Here is a 14,217-nt window from a genome sequence, read left to right as displayed (position 1 = left end):
CATCTTGGCGATCAGACAAACAAACTGTCGTTTAATTTGTCATTTATATACCAAAGGAAATCAACGGGTATAGCTTTTTATGGCTATACCTCATTGAGGTATTTATATATTTGCCGTGGTTGTTAATTAATCAAAAAGCACTGTAAAACAATGATTTTTCGCTATTAAAAGCATGACGAACTAAGCCACTATTGGCATTGACTTATGGCACGCTGTTGAGTTCTCAAGGTACGGATGCGCACTGAGTCCCAGGATTTCTCCTATTTTTCAGGGCAGATCGCCAAACTTAGTGCATGCATGCAGGCTCGGTCAAACTGGCCTAAATGAGGTACTTGGTCTGGCTGAAGCTCAATTACTTGATCTTCGACGCCTACTGTCCGGCCTAAATCGTCCGTTCCCAGCAAGGAGCGTAACTATACATAGCGGCCGCAGACCGGTCAAATCGGGATAGTCGGCCAGTAAACATCAACGCTTTAGATAGTGAAGTACGAATTATCCATGCCCGCTAAGGTTTTTGGGGTACTTTGCCGAATTTAGGTTAATTCAACGGCGGCAAGATCTCTCTTGCCTTTTCTCAAAACCGCATATTTTCCGCATAAAAAGTCAGATTTTGAGGGTCTGAAATCTTCTCCGGAAATCTTCTGATTATTGAGATATGCGCCACCTTCTTTAATGATGCGACGCGCAGCTGATTTAGAGTCAACAACACCAGTTGCTGCTAAGAGATCAACCCAGGTAGGAATTTCCTCTGCAGATGAAACAGTTGTACGTGGAAGTTCGGCTAGTGCTGATGCAAGCGTTGCTTCATCTAGTTCAGAAAGTTCACCCTGACCAAATAAAGCGCGTGCAGCAGCTTCCACACGTTGTGTTGTCTCTTCTGAATGCACGAGCGAAGTTAATTCGCGCGCAAGTGCGCGGTGGGCTTCGCGTAAACCAGGATTTTCATTGTGGGATTTTTCAAGTTCCGAAATCTCTTCGTGAGACTTGAATGAAAATACCTTTAGGAAGTTGATTACATCTTTGTCATCCGAATTCAACCAGAACTGGAAGAACGCATAGGGAGATGTCATTTCAGGATCTAGCCAAACTGAACCGCCAGCAGTTTTTCCAAATTTAGTTCCGTCAGCTTTCATCAACAATGGAACAGTAAGAGCATGGCCACTGCCTTGCTCAACGCGTCGTATTAGATCGAGACCAGCAACAATATTTCCCCATTGATCAGAACCGCCAACTTGCAATGTGCAATTGTTGCGTCGATAGAGTTCTAGAAAGTCATATGACTGAAGCACTTGGTATGAGAATTCAGTGTAAGAAATCCCACCGGCTTCAAGTCGTGCTGATACAGAATCTTTTGAAAGCATTTGATTAACACTGAAATGTTTTCCAATGTCTCGCAAGAATTCAATGGCACTAAGTGGTGATGTCCAATCAAGATTATTGACAACCGCTGCAGGATTCTTTGGAGCATCAAAATCCAAGAAGGCCGAAACTTGTCCTCGTATACGGCTTACCCATCCTTCAACAACATCGGTGCTATTAAGGGTTCGTTCTTCATTTTTGCCACTGGGATCCCCAACCAAGCCAGTAGCTCCACCAACCAAGGCGATTGGATTGTGCCCTGCTAATTGAAAACGTCGAAGTACAAGCAGAACTACCAAATTACCAGCATGAAGTGAAGGTGCAGTTGGATCAAAGCCGACGTACAAAGTGATGGGCTTTTTCAGTGAATCTAACAAAGCTTTTTCATCAGTTGATTGGGCCAATAACCCGCGCCAGCGAAGGTCTTCGATTAAATTCATGAGCTCATCATCTCCGAAAATGCCTGGTGCTTGCTGGCAATTTCTTGGCTAGTTTTCGCATTGGCAGTTAATGCATCTTTGATTTGCTGAGTAACCAAAATCGGTGCGGTTCCACCTGCTGTTGTTCGTGAGTTAAGGGCGCCATGAACAATTAGGAGTTCACGTACTCCCCCATCTAATTGCGGGTGCACGAGAAGGAATTCAGCATCGCTTAACTGATGTAGCTGACGTCCCGTTGATTCACACAATGTGACGCATTGTCCAGCGGCTTCGTGTGCTTGGGCGAAAGGAACTTTCTTCTTTGCAAGGTAATCAGCAATTTCAGTTGCAAGCGAAAAGCCCATTGGTGCCGCAAGTGCCATTTTCTCTCGATCAAATTCTGTAGTTGCAATCATTCCGGTTACGGCAGGAAGGACCAACAACAACGTATCAATACTGTCGAAAAACGGTTCTTTATCTTCTTGTAAATCACGATTGTAAGCAAACGGTAAACCTTTCAGCATCGTTAGTACGCTGACCAGATTTCCAACAAGTCGCCCTGATTTCCCACGAGCAAGTTCTGCCATATCAGGATTTTTCTTCTGCGGCATGATTGATGACCCAGTTGAGTATGCATCGGCTACTTGTGCCCACGCAAACTCTTGTGAAGCCCACAAAGTCCATTCTTCACCAATGCGTGAAAGATGATTTCCGATCATTGCGCAAATAAATAAAGCTTCCGCGACATAGTCTCGATCACTAACTGCATCGATACTATTTGCAAATGTTGAAGTAAAACCTAAATTCTTAGCAGTGAATCCCGGATCAAGGGCAAGAGATGATCCGGCAAGTGCCCCAGCGCCAAGCGAGCTGACAGATGTACGTGCGAGCCAATCATTTATACGATCAAGATCGCGAGAAAAGGCGTGTGCATGCTTTGCTAATTCATGACCAAAAGAAACTGGTTGTGCATGTTGAATATGTGTGAAACCAGGAGCAGGATCATTTACATATTCTGCCGCTTTTTCAAGAATCGCATTTTGCATCACTGTGATCATCCGTGCGATTTCAAGCATGTGATCTATCGCAAAGAGACGAAGATCTGTCGTCACCTGATCATTACGAGAACGTCCGGCGCGGAGAGCTCCTCCTACCGGGCCTAACTTTTCCGTCAAACCACGTTCTAAAGCACTATGTACATCTTCATCACTATCAATCGCGACAAAAGTTCCATCAGCGACTTGATTGGAAAGTTCATTGAGTGCCTTAAGGATCGCTTCTGCATCTTTCGATGTGATTAATCCACTCTTAGCCAGAACGGCACAGTGAGCTTTTGATGAGCGCAGATCGTATGGGGCTAAGCGCCAGTCAAAGTGCACGCTTCTGGACAGCGCAAAGACCGAATCCTCAGCTGCTTGCGAGAATCGTCCGCCCCATAGAGCCATTACTTCCTCTTCCCATCTGTCTGCGCGTAAGCAAGCAATTCTTTCGCTAAATGTGCTCCACCTGTCGCTTTCTTCGATACCAAAATTATCGTGTCGTCTCCTGCGATCGTGCCGATGACCCCCGTTAAAGCAGCATGATCTAAGGAACTGGCCAAAAACTGAGCCGCTCCTGGAGGAGTATGAATTACGGCCAAATTAGCGCTGTGATCAACAGACAAAATAAGTTTTGATGGCAACGGAGTACTACGAACAATCGCAGCATCAGCGCTTTCACTTATTTGGTAGGTGCTTTCACCATCCTTGTTGCGAGCACGAACAGCGCCAATCTCTTCTAGGTCTCTTGAAGCTGTTGCTTGAGTAACTTTGTACCCAGACTTTTTCAGCAGTACAACGAGATCAGATTGTGAATGTACTAATCCAGATTGAATCAGTGCGATCGCTTTCGCTCTACGAGCCGAAACTGACTGGGCATTACTTGACATCAGCAATAACCTTTCTAAAAATAGTAATGAATCTATTGATTTGCGCATCCGAAACTATCAAGGCAGGTGCGATACGAATTGTTGTTGGATTCGCCGCGTTTACAAGAACACCTGCATCGCGCATCGCATCTGCAAACACAGCGGCTTGAATTGAATCCAATTCGATCCCAAGCAGTAGTCCAGCTCCGCGAACCTCTTTTACGCCCGGGATAAGTGCTAGTTCTTGCATTAAATGTGCGCCTTGTTTTTCAACTTTGCTTAAAATCTCTTGCGCTTCAATGAATTTAATCGCCGCAAGACCAGCTGAAGTTGTCACAGGATTTCCACCAAAGGTAGAGCCATGATCTCCTGGCTGGAATAAATCGGCAGCTTTGCCTAATGCAATCATCGCACCGAGCGGCAGTCCACCACCCAAGCCTTTAGCCAATGTAATTACGTCTGGTGTGATTCCCGAGTATTCATAACCAAACCAATCACCTGTTCTGCCCATACCGGTTTGCACCGCATCGATTACTAGTAATGCACCACTCTTATCGCAGAGCAGACGAAGCTCCTGCAAATAATCAGCTGGAGGAACAATCACTCCTGCTTCACCCATGATGGGTTCAATAATTACCATCGCAGTTTTTTTGCTGACCGCTTTGCGCATCGCATTAATATCGCCATACGGAACATGTTTTACGCCTTTAATCAGCGGTAGGAATGGTTCACGTTTTGAAGGTTGCCCGGTAAGTGAAAGGGCCCCCATCGTGCGACCATGAAATGCACCCTGGGCAGCAACAACACTTACTTTTCCCGTACGACGAGAAAGTTTTAGCGCTGCTTCATTTGCTTCGGCTCCTGATTGGCAGAAGAAAACTTTTGCGCTTTCATCCCCTGTCATGCCAACTAACTTTTCAGCTAATTCAATTATGTTGGGATGGGCGTAAAAATTACTAACATGGCTAAGAGTTGAAACTTGTTTAGTTACCGCTTTCACTATTGCTGGATGGGCATGGCCCAACACACTTGTTGCTATTCCGCCCAGGAAATCAAGGTAACTTTTTCCATCTGCATCAGTGACAACTATTCCCTTACCCTTAACTAAGACAATGGAGGGTTTTCCATAATTGTTTTGTACAGAATTATCCCAACGTTTTAGATATATATTGTTAGTCATGCACCACCAACGTCCCTCCTGTAGCAGCTAACGCTGAAGCAAAGCTCTCGGGATCTGTGCCATCAATAATTCGCACCGCTTTCGCCCCAAAAGACAGTGCATCAAGTGCGGCCTGAACCTTTGGCGCCATTCCTTCGGCAAAGCCCGATTTGATATTCTCAAGTTCACTTGCAGAAATGATTTCTATTAAAGAACTCTTATCGGGCCAGTTGCGATATATCCCTGCAACATCTGTCATTACAATCAAAGCAGATGCTTCTAATGAAGCTGCAATGGCTGCGGCTGCAAAATCAGCATTCACGTTAAGCCCTGTTTTCAGATCTTCATCTGAAGAAACAGGGGCTACTACCGGAACAATCCCTTGCTTAAGCAGTTCCAGCAAGGCGATTGGATTAACTTTCTGTACATCGCCGACAAAACCCAGATCGGCCGGTGTGCCATCAATCAACTGTGTCCGACGATTAGCAATGACAGTTGGCAATGTGCGAGCAGAAATTGATTGAGCCTTGATTCCAGCATTACTTAATGTCGCTGCAACTTCGGTACCAACTTGATTGACTAAAACATCCTCTACAACATCAAAGATCTCCTTAGTGGTAACCCGAAATCCACCGATCCATTGGCTGGTTATGTTTTTGGCTTTCAGTGCTGCATCGATTTGTGGGCCACCGCCATGGACAACAACTACCTGCTCCCCCGCCTTTTGAGCGGCAGAAATGGCGTTTGCAAAGTTACCGCTCTTATCCTTCATGGCATGACCGCCAAATTTAACGACAATCACAATAAAGCCTTATGCGCCTATTCCATCAAGTGCTAGGCCGCTTATTTCGGCTAGCCCACAGATCAAATTAGCATTTTGAATCGCTTGACCCGCAGCACCCTTTCCTAAATTATCGATTGCAACAGATACGACCAAACGATTTGTATGTTGATCAACAGCAACTTGTAATTGAACCTTATTGCTGCCAGTAACAGTACTTGTCTTAGGCATCTGCCCAAGTGGCAATACATCGACAAAAAATTCAGAAGAGTAATGGTCTGCAAAGAGACTGTGCGCTTGTTCCGTAGTTAAGGACTGATTCAACTTCGCGGTGACGGTGGAAAGAATTCCGCGAGGCATTGGCGCAAGGATGGGCGTAAAAGAGAGCTTTACTGGCTTTTGCGCCACCGCCGACAGAGCTTGTTCGATTTCAGGTGTGTGTTGATGAACCCCACCAAATTTGTAAGAGGTCAGAGAACTCATTACTTCGCTACCGATGAGATTTACTGTGGCATTTCTTCCTGCACCAGTTGTTCCGGAAGCGGCAACAACGACAATATCTGATACATCAATCAATGCTAAAGCAGGTGCTATTCCTAATGAAATCGATGTTGCGTAACAACCTGGGTTAGCGACTCTACTTTCTTTCTTAATTGCATCGCGCTGTCCTGGTGCAAGTTCGGGTAATCCGTACACCCAAGAACCTGCGTGCTTGCCCCCGTAATATTTCACCCATTGAGAAGGATCTTCCAACCTAAAGTCCGCACCAAGGTCCACTATTTTGACAGACTCAGGAATTTTTGCAATAAGAGCCGCGGATTCGCCATGCGGCAAAGCTAAGAACGCTAATTGGACATCGGAAAAATTGATTGAATCAGCAGATACAAAACTTCTCCCCGAATAACTTTGTAGTTGCGGATGGATGGTTGTGACTTGCTCTCTAGCATTGGAGTGAGCGCTGATAACCGTTACTTCAAAACGTGGGTGCATTGCCAGGAGTCTTAAAAGCTCTCCACCTGCATACCCGCTCGCACCGATGACCGCTGTTTTCATGAGTTAAGCGTAAGGCATTATCTATAATTATGCAATCTCATGCATAATTATGCGGTACGAACTACAGCCCCAAACTTGGTGGCGGCAACCGATGTTGCAGCCTCACGCATCGCAGATACCTCTTCGCCTGTCAGCGTGCGATCCTGTGCCCGGAAAACAAGGGTAAAGGCCAACGAAATCTTGCCGTCACCGATCTTGTCATAGCGATCAAACAGGGTAATCGACTCAAGCAACTCTCCTGCGCCTTCACGCAGAGCGCCTTCAATGTCTGCGGCGCTAACTGTTGATTCAACAATCAAGGCCACATCCTGAACAGCTGCGGGCATTGTGCCGACGGTCGTAGGTCGAACTAGAGCCGAATCTGGAAGTGCACTCAATGCAACAGCAAACGCCACTGAACGTTCAGGTAAACCATAGGCAGCGACTATCCGTGGGTGGAGTTCACCAGCATGTGCAACTGCTTTTCCATTAACGATTAATTCTGCGCAACGACCTGGATGCCATGGAGCTAGATCAGACCGCGCGACTGTCCATTCAAGATTACATAAAGCCAAAACATCTTGGGCATAAGCAATTGCATCCTGCCAATTGTACGCACGAGCCTTGCCTTGCCAATTTTCATTTTCGGTTTTGCCAACTAGCAAACCTGCAACGTGATATCCCTGTGGCGGAACACTTGAAAATATTTCATCGATGACTTTTTGTGCAGGACGTTTGGTCAAATCTGGAGAAATTGCTGGAACCAATTTTTGTGAACTACGAAAAATCGAACCCATTTCAAAAATTGCAAAGTCCTTAGCACCGCGACTGATATTGCGTTGAGCAACTTCGATCAATCCCGGTACCAGGTGTACGCGCATTAGTGGGAACTCTTCAGACATTGGATTTGCTACCTTGTATGTCGAAGCACGTTCGCCCACAAAACCCATGGAATCTATAGTTGTCTGATTTGTAAATGGGAATGTTTGAACTTCTGCGAATCCACGGCTGGCAAGCATTGTGGCTACAGCCCGACGTCGTTTTTGTGTAGGGGTCAATGTTGCATGCAATGGACGCGGTGGAAGTACGGAAGGAATCTTGTCGTAGCCGATCATGCGGGCCACCTCTTCTGTAAAATCTGCAGCAGTTAACAGATCTGCTCGCCATGATGGCGGATCGACCGTAAAACTCTTTTCATCAACATCGCAGCCAACGACTCGAAGTAGCTCTGCTACCTGCTTAACTGGAATCTCAAAACCCAATGTTTTAGATACACAAGTAGGGTCAATGGTGACTAACGGTGCATATATAGGCTCTCCATCAACCACAGTTGCCACATGCTTGGCTGAACTGTGAGCGGTAAGCAGTTGAACGAAACGAGCAGAAGCAAACTCAGCCAACGAAGGATCTACGCTTCGTTCAAAACGTCGCGATGCTTCAGATGAAAGTTTGTGACGACGAGAGTTCTTAGCGATGCATACCTCACAGAAATGAACCGCTTCTAGAGCGATCTCTGTTGTTGTCTCAGATATCTCAGATGAGAGACCGCCCATTGTTCCGGCCAGAGCCAAAGGCTGTTCATCATCACACACCATCAAATCTTCAGGATCTAATGTGCGCTCTACACCATCCAGCGTTTTAAATTTTTGCGCCTTACCTGCGCGCTTGATCGTAAGTCCACCCTTAATCTTTGCTTTGTCAAAGGCGTGTAAGGGTTGACCAAGTTCGAGCATTACATAGTTTGTAACATCTACAACTAGAGAAATCGAGCGCATCCCCATTTTTTCAATACGTCGGCGCATCCAAATCGGTGTTGTTGCTTTTGGGTCAAAGTTTGAGAGAGTGCGTAGGTAAAAAACCGATGCAGCTGATTTCTCACCAATCTTTGCAGTGACACCCTTGCCAGTTTCTTCAAACTTTAAAGCGCGTAGTGCGTCGACAGGATCTGTGAACTTTAAATTAAGAGCTGCAGCAACCTCACGAGCAATGCCACGGATACTTAGGGCATAGCCACGGTCTGGATTAACAGCTACATCAAAAATGACATCATTAATGTGCAATGCATCAATTGCATCTGCACCAATAGTGACTTCACCTTCGGCAAAAACCATAATGCCGGCATGTTCATCACTAATGCCAAGTTCGCGAGCTGAACAGATCATGCCATTGGAGGTCTTTCCGTAGGTTTCGCGTGCACCGATAGCAAAATTGCCAGGAAGTACCGCCCCAGGAAGTGCTGCTACTACTAAATCCCCCACCGAAAAGTTCGTTGCTCCACAAATAACATATCTAGTTTCGCTTTCACCACAATCTATACCCACATAGCGAATAGGCTTTTTGAATTCGGTGATTTCCTCGATAGATATAACCTTTGCAAACTTGAGCGGACCGGTTAAATCTGCGCCCTGCTGAATGATTTCTTCGACCTCAAAGCCAACACGGATTAATCCCTCTGAAATCTGTTCAGCTGTAACTGCTGCAGGAATGTCTACAAACTCTTTGATCCACGATAAAGGAGCGCGCATTAAAGGCCAACTCCGAACTGTCGAGTAAAACGTAAATCGCCTTCGACGATGTCATGCATATCTGTAATTCCATGTCGAACCATGAGAGTACGTTCAAGTCCCATACCAAAAGCAAAACCACTATAAAGATCGGTGTCGATGCCACATGTGGCAAGCACCTTTGGATTCACCATTCCGCAACCACCCCATTCGATCCAGCGGTTGTTAAAGAAAATATCTACTTCGGCACTTGGTTCGGTAAAGGGAAAGAAAGATGGTCGCAATCGTGTGGTTACATCTGGGCCAAACATATGTCGGGCGAAATTATCTAGAGTTCCCTTTAGGTGGGCCATCGTTATGCCCTTATCGATTACTAAACCTTCTACTTGATGGAAGACAGGACTATGTGTTGCATCAAGCTCATCAGCACGGAAGGTGCGGCCGGGACACACAACATAAATAGGCGGTTCTTGTGTGAGCATCGTACGAATTTGAACTGGCGAGGTATGGGTACGCAAAACCATTCCAGATTCAACTGGTTCGATAAAGAAAGTATCTTGCATAGTGCGAGCTGGATGGTCTGCTGGAATATTGAGCGCATCAAAGTTCAGCCACCCTGATTCAAGTTCAGGACCTTCTTCAACTGCAAAGCCCTGTTCAATGAAGAAATCAGAGACTTCGTTTTTAATAATTGTTATTGGATGCAAGCCGCCGCGATGTGAACGATTTACTGGCAAAGTTATATCGACGACTTCTTCCAACAAAACTTTGCGATCACGCTCAGCCTCTAATGCAGCTGTTGCATGTGCAAGTGCTTGAGCAATATCAGCCTTTGCTTCGCCAATTACTTTGCCGAAACTTGCTTTTTCATCGGGTGAAAGCGAACCTAAAGCACGTGATGCCAGGGCGATTGGAGACTTGTCGCCAGCATGAGCCAGGCGTGCCGTCTTCAGGGAATCTAAATCTGTTGCCGAGGCGAAAGCCTTGCGGGCATCTTGTACCCAGGTTGAAATCTCCTCAACGCGCATGGGTTAACTCTATCTTGTAGTGCTTTGTTACGGCCGCATATTTGCTAGGTGATACATAACTATTGAGGCAGCCGCTGAAAGATTTAGGCTTTCGGCATTGCCGGGCATTGGAATACTTACAACATCTATCGAATCGACATTCTGCCCGGTCGATAAGCCACGGGCTTCATTTCCAAATACCGCGAGGGTGTCCCCAGAAATTTGGTAATCACTCAATGTCTTCGACCCGTCAGCGCCTAGCGAAAAAGGATTGATTCCACGTTTTACAACTTCATCAATGGCAACGGCTTCAAAAACTGGAATATGCCAAAGAGATCCTGCGGTACTTCGAACTACCTTTGGTGAATACATATCGACACTGCCCGGTGAAGTGATTACCGCATCCATACCAAATGCATCGGCCGAGCGCAGAATTGTTCCTGCATTTCCTGGGTCTTGCACCTCTGACAGATAAATGAATCTGCGTGAACCATTCAACATTAACGAATCCAGAGAAACATTGGGAATTGCGCACACTGCAAGTATGCCTTGTGGCGTAATGGTTTCAGACATTTCCTTCATCACTTCGTCGCTGACATCAACAACATTTAAGTATGAAAGATCCGCTAATTCTTCAAGCTTTCTGCGCCCATTATTCGTAACATATAAAGTTTCAATTGTTGGGCCACTCTTGGCGACCAAAGCTTCGCGGACACATCGCAATCCCTCTGCAACAAATTGTCCTGCGGCCTTTCTTTCCTTAACTCCCCTAGAACCAATAAGAGCCTTAACCCGCGCAACATGTGGCGAGTTAAGGCTCTCAATCATGATTGGAACTTAGAGTGCTGCAAGGCTCTTGCGAGCTACATCAACAAGTGTCTTGAATGTTGCAGGATCATTTGTCGCAAGCTCTGAAAGAACGCGACGATCAACTTCTACTCCTGAAGCCTTCAGACCTTGGATAAAACGGTTGTATGTAAGACCGTGTTCGCGGCAACCTGCGTTGATGCGTTGGATCCAGAGACGACGGAAATCGCCCTTCTTATCTTTACGGTCATTAAATGCATAAACCATAGAGTGCGTAACTTGCTCTTTCGCCTTTGTGAAAAGACGTGAACGTTGGCCGCGGTAACCGCTTGCACGTTCTAGAGTTGTACGACGCTTCTTGGCTGCGTGGACTCCGCGCTTTACTCTCATTTAACCGCTCCTTACTTCAAACCAAGCATGCGCTTGGCTGTGAGTGCGACAGTTGGCTTTGCAGCTGACTCTGTCGATAGACGACGTGTTACTCGTGAAGATTTACGCTCGAGCAAGTGGCGCTTTCCAGCGCGCTCGTGCATAACCTTTCCAGAACCTGTGATGCGGAAGGTCTTCTTCGCACCGCTGTGTGTTTTCATCTTTGGCATGGTTATGTTCCCTTACTCGGTAGTTTCTGCAGCAGCTTCGGCTTTCGCCTTGCGTGCTGCCTTTGCTTCTGCAACTGCTTCTGTCTTCTTCTTAGTTGGGCCAAGAACCATTGTCATGTTTCGTCCCTCTTGCTTAGGAGCGAACTCAACAAAACCAACTTCTGCAATGTCTTCTGCAAGACGTTGCAACATCTTGTATCCCAACTCAGGTCGCGTTTGTTCGCGTCCTCGGAACTTCATTGTCACCTTTACCTTGTCGCCACCCTTAAGAAACTTTTCAACCTGACTACGCTTTGTTTCGTAATCATGGTTTTCGATCTTTGGTGTCAAACGCACTTCCTTCACCACAATGTGGGTCTGGTTCTGACGCGCTTCCCGTGCCTTTTGTGCAACTTCGTACTTGTACTTTCCGAAGTCCATAATCTTGCAAACGGGTGGATTAGCATCTGGTGCGATTTCGACTAGGTCGAGACCAACTTCATCTGCCATCTTTAACGCTGTATCGATATCGACAACTCCAACTTGTTCGCCGGTATAACCGATCAAACGAATTTCGGGTGTGCGAATTCGATCGTTAATGCGAGGTTCAGTGGTGACTTTGTGCTCCTTCGGTTCGTTAACGCTTTGGTGTTACAGCGCTGCAAAAGAAAACCGCAAGGGCAAGAGAAGTTAATTCTCTTATCCGACAAACCAGCCCGCACTAGTGGCGATGAAGGTGGGAGCGGTAACTCCTCTTGCAGTGGTTGTAACGCCACTGGTCTGGGGCAAAGATTACCCGTACAGGGGTGAAAAGGTGAAATCGAGCGCTAAATCGTGCGGGAACTACCCACCCATTGCATGGAAACCACCATCAACGTGGATGATTTCCGCCGTTGTCTTTGGAAACCAATCTGACAAAAGAGCAACCGCTGCTTGCGCCGCCGGAACCGGATCATTGACATCCCATTTCAAGGGAGAGCGCTCATCCCATAGATGTTCAAAACGTTGGAAATCAGGAATCGATTTAGCAGCAATAGTGCGGATAGGACCCGCAGCAACCAAGTTGATGCGAATGTTTTCTGGACCAAGATCCTTGGCTAAATATCTCGCTGTTGATTCCAGCGCGGCCTTTGCAACACCCATCCAGTCATACTTTGGCCAAGCAACTTGACCATCAAAATCAAGTCCAACAACTGATCCCCCGCCATTAAATAGTGGCCGAGCGGCCATCGTTAGAGATTTAAGTGAGAAGGCCGAAATTTGAATAGCTGTTGCAACATCTTCCCATTGAGTGTGTAAGAAGTTTCCACCAAGTGCTGCTTCTGGTGCAAAGCCAATTGAATGCACAACGCCATCTAAACCATCCGGAAAATGTTCGCGAACGCGTGATTCAAGGGCAGCTAAATCAGCATCGCTTGTTACATCTAATTCGATGATCGGACAGGGTTTAGGCAAACGCCCTGCAATGCGAGTTGTAAGCGAAAGGGCTCTGCCAAATCCCGTCAATATGACATCAGCGCCTTCCTCTTGTGCCAAGCGAGCAATGTGAAAAGCGATAGAGGCATCAGTTAGTACGCCAGTTACTAATACTTTTTTACCTTCAAGAATTCCCATTTAGTGCCCCATTCCTAATCCGCCATCAACTGGAATTAAAGCTCCAGAGATATAACTTGCTTGTGGAGATGCAATAAAGGTTACGACATCAGCAATTTCTTCCGCTGTACAGAAGCGTCCTAAAGGTACAGAGCCAGCAATTTCTGTGCGACGTTTTTCATCAAGTGTTGATGTCATATCGGTTTCAACAAAGCCTGGAGCAATCACATTGGAAGTAATTCCACGGCTACCGATTTCACGAGCAAAAGATCGAGCCATTCCAACCAGTCCTGCTTTTGACGATGAGTAATTCACTTGCCCAGCAGAGCCAACAGAACCGACAACAGAGCCAACAAAAATTAGGCGGCCGCGCTTTAACTTCAATAATCCTTTAGTTGCGCGGCGTGCTACTCGAAATGCTCCAGTCAGATTTGCATCAATTACAGATTCAAAATCTTTATCATTCATTCGCATGACAAGACCATCTTTTGTAATTCCGGCATTTGCAACGATGATTTCTGGAATGCCCCACTGATTCTCGATGGCTGTGAATCCCGCTTCAACGCTGTCAGTACTGGTTACATCCATCTGGACTGCTTTGAATCCTTCGGGCGCAGCTCCGCTGCGATAGGTCACAACAACATCATGGCCAGCAGCTTTGAGGGAGTGTGCGATTGCTAATCCAATTCCGCGGTTTCCGCCTGTGACTAAGGCAATTGAACTCATGGTCAAAACCTACTGGCTACCTTTGAGTAAACAAAAGAAGCGAAGGTGCGCGCCGACCACTAACCTTCTCCACATGGCCAAAGAAAAGAAGATTTACGACATCACTAGCGCCCCTAGTGCGCTTACCCGTGATCAAGCTGGCCGACAAAAGAGATATTTCATTTCCATGATGATTCGCACCGCCTGCTTTATCTTGACGGTGATTTTGCCAAGTCCTTATCGTTGGTTTGCCCTTCTAGGGGCAGTCACATTGCCTTACTTTGCAGTTGTTATTGCAAATGCAGGACGTGAAACTGTTACTCGTGGTGCGGACGTATTCGAAGATAAACCACTCGCTCTCGATTAA

The 14,217-nt window shown here is 46.4% G+C and carries 15 protein-coding genes; 1 reads left to right on the top strand and 14 read right to left on the bottom strand.

Translation table 11 applies throughout. The features are described 5' to 3' along the window. Positions 1-533: 533 nt before the first annotated feature. The 14 genes from tyrS to fabG form a co-directional block, all read right to left on the bottom strand. Positions 534-1,799 (bottom strand): tyrosine--tRNA ligase, encoded by a 1,266-nt coding sequence (gene tyrS / locus AC9UGD_RS05505; RefSeq protein ID WP_509570658.1) that lies wholly within the window; start codon positions 1,797-1,799, stop codon positions 534-536. After that, positions 1,796-3,223, bottom strand: coding sequence for an argininosuccinate lyase (gene argH / locus AC9UGD_RS05500; protein ID WP_509570656.1), 1,428 nt, complete (start codon positions 3,221-3,223; stop codon positions 1,796-1,798). The genes tyrS and argH overlap by 4 nt, the downstream gene beginning before the upstream one ends. Beyond that, positions 3,223-3,705 carry an arginine repressor gene (argR, locus tag AC9UGD_RS05495; RefSeq protein WP_509570653.1) on the bottom strand — a complete coding sequence of 161 codons (483 nt, stop codon included), beginning with the start codon at positions 3,703-3,705 and terminating at the stop codon, positions 3,223-3,225. The genes argH and argR overlap by 1 nt, the downstream gene beginning before the upstream one ends. Beyond that, positions 3,695-4,864, bottom strand: a complete 1,170-nt coding sequence (locus AC9UGD_RS05490; protein WP_509570651.1) for an acetylornithine transaminase — start codon at positions 4,862-4,864, stop codon at positions 3,695-3,697. The genes argR and AC9UGD_RS05490 overlap by 11 nt, the downstream gene beginning before the upstream one ends. After that, the gene (gene argB, locus AC9UGD_RS05485) at positions 4,857-5,645 is read right to left on the bottom strand and encodes an acetylglutamate kinase (RefSeq protein ID WP_509570648.1); all 789 of its coding nucleotides are present in this window, start codon (positions 5,643-5,645) and stop codon (positions 4,857-4,859) included. Before argB ends, AC9UGD_RS05490 begins: the two co-directional genes overlap by 8 nt. Positions 5,646-5,654: 9 nt before the next feature. Next, complete coding sequence (argC, locus tag AC9UGD_RS05480; RefSeq protein ID WP_509570646.1) at positions 5,655-6,677, bottom strand: N-acetyl-gamma-glutamyl-phosphate reductase; 1,023 nt, start codon at positions 6,675-6,677, stop codon at positions 5,655-5,657. 47 nt (positions 6,678-6,724) lie between these two features. Next, positions 6,725-9,181, bottom strand: a complete 2,457-nt coding sequence (gene pheT / locus AC9UGD_RS05475; protein ID WP_509570643.1) for a phenylalanine--tRNA ligase subunit beta — start codon at positions 9,179-9,181, stop codon at positions 6,725-6,727. Further along, on the bottom strand, positions 9,181-10,188 hold the full coding sequence (gene pheS / locus AC9UGD_RS05470) for a phenylalanine--tRNA ligase subunit alpha (protein WP_509570640.1): 1,008 nt from the start codon (positions 10,186-10,188) through the stop codon (positions 9,181-9,183). The genes pheT and pheS overlap by 1 nt, the downstream gene beginning before the upstream one ends. A gap of 27 nt (positions 10,189-10,215) precedes the next feature. Continuing rightward, positions 10,216-10,995 carry a TrmH family RNA methyltransferase gene (locus tag AC9UGD_RS05465; RefSeq protein ID WP_509570637.1) on the bottom strand — a complete coding sequence of 260 codons (780 nt, stop codon included), beginning with the start codon at positions 10,993-10,995 and terminating at the stop codon, positions 10,216-10,218. A gap of 9 nt (positions 10,996-11,004) precedes the next feature. Continuing rightward, positions 11,005-11,364, bottom strand: coding sequence for a 50S ribosomal protein L20 (gene rplT / locus AC9UGD_RS05460; protein WP_509570635.1), 360 nt, complete (start codon positions 11,362-11,364; stop codon positions 11,005-11,007). A gap of 11 nt (positions 11,365-11,375) precedes the next feature. Further along, complete coding sequence (gene rpmI / locus AC9UGD_RS05455) at positions 11,376-11,573, bottom strand: 50S ribosomal protein L35 (RefSeq protein ID WP_509570631.1); 198 nt, start codon at positions 11,571-11,573, stop codon at positions 11,376-11,378. A 12-nt stretch (positions 11,574-11,585) separates the two neighbouring features. Beyond that, complete coding sequence (gene infC / locus AC9UGD_RS05450) at positions 11,586-12,152, bottom strand: translation initiation factor IF-3 (RefSeq protein ID WP_509570662.1); 567 nt, start codon at positions 12,150-12,152, stop codon at positions 11,586-11,588. A gap of 243 nt (positions 12,153-12,395) precedes the next feature. Further along, complete coding sequence (gene fabI, locus AC9UGD_RS05445) at positions 12,396-13,166, bottom strand: enoyl-ACP reductase FabI (RefSeq protein WP_509570629.1); 771 nt, start codon at positions 13,164-13,166, stop codon at positions 12,396-12,398. After that, positions 13,167-13,871, bottom strand: a complete 705-nt coding sequence (fabG, locus tag AC9UGD_RS05440) for a 3-oxoacyl-ACP reductase FabG (protein WP_509570626.1) — start codon at positions 13,869-13,871, stop codon at positions 13,167-13,169. It abuts the gene before it with no gap. Between the two features lie 73 nt (positions 13,872-13,944). Here fabG and AC9UGD_RS05435 point away from each other — a divergent pair, with 73 nt between their 5' ends. Next, on the top strand, positions 13,945-14,217 hold the full coding sequence (locus tag AC9UGD_RS05435) for a DUF3099 domain-containing protein (protein WP_509570623.1): 273 nt from the start codon (positions 13,945-13,947) through the stop codon (positions 14,215-14,217).

The organism is Candidatus Planktophila sp., assembly GCF_044232745.1.
GTDB lineage: Bacteria > Actinomycetota > Actinomycetes > Nanopelagicales > Nanopelagicaceae > Planktophila.
Note: the sequence above shows the minus strand (reverse complement) of the source record. Positions and strands in the feature narration are given on the sequence as shown.

Bases quoted from the DNA above. Each gene is read 5' to 3' on its own strand.
- rpmI (WP_509570631.1), bottom strand. From the start codon at position 11,573: ATGCCAAAGATGAAAACACACAGCGGTGCGAAGAAGACCTTCCGCATC.
- tyrS (WP_509570658.1), bottom strand. From the start codon at position 1,799: ATGAATTTAATCGAAGACCTTCGCTGGCGCGGGTTATTGGCCCAATCA.
- pheT (WP_509570643.1), bottom strand. From the start codon at position 9,181: ATGCGCGCTCCTTTATCGTGGATCAAAGAGTTTGTAGACATTCCTGCA.
- argH (WP_509570656.1), bottom strand. From the start codon at position 3,223: ATGGCTCTATGGGGCGGACGATTCTCGCAAGCAGCTGAGGATTCGGTC.
- AC9UGD_RS05435 (WP_509570623.1), top strand. From the start codon at position 13,945: ATGGCCAAAGAAAAGAAGATTTACGACATCACTAGCGCCCCTAGTGCG.
- fabI (WP_509570629.1), bottom strand. From the start codon at position 13,166: ATGGGAATTCTTGAAGGTAAAAAAGTATTAGTAACTGGCGTACTAACT.
- pheS (WP_509570640.1), bottom strand. From the start codon at position 10,188: ATGCGCGTTGAGGAGATTTCAACCTGGGTACAAGATGCCCGCAAGGCT.
- AC9UGD_RS05490 (WP_509570651.1), bottom strand. From the start codon at position 4,864: ATGACTAACAATATATATCTAAAACGTTGGGATAATTCTGTACAAAAC.
- argC (WP_509570646.1), bottom strand. From the start codon at position 6,677: ATGAAAACAGCGGTCATCGGTGCGAGCGGGTATGCAGGTGGAGAGCTT.
- rplT (WP_509570635.1), bottom strand. From the start codon at position 11,364: ATGAGAGTAAAGCGCGGAGTCCACGCAGCCAAGAAGCGTCGTACAACT.
- AC9UGD_RS05465 (WP_509570637.1), bottom strand. From the start codon at position 10,995: ATGATTGAGAGCCTTAACTCGCCACATGTTGCGCGGGTTAAGGCTCTT.
- fabG (WP_509570626.1), bottom strand. From the start codon at position 13,871: ATGAGTTCAATTGCCTTAGTCACAGGCGGAAACCGCGGAATTGGATTA.
- argR (WP_509570653.1), bottom strand. From the start codon at position 3,705: ATGTCAAGTAATGCCCAGTCAGTTTCGGCTCGTAGAGCGAAAGCGATC.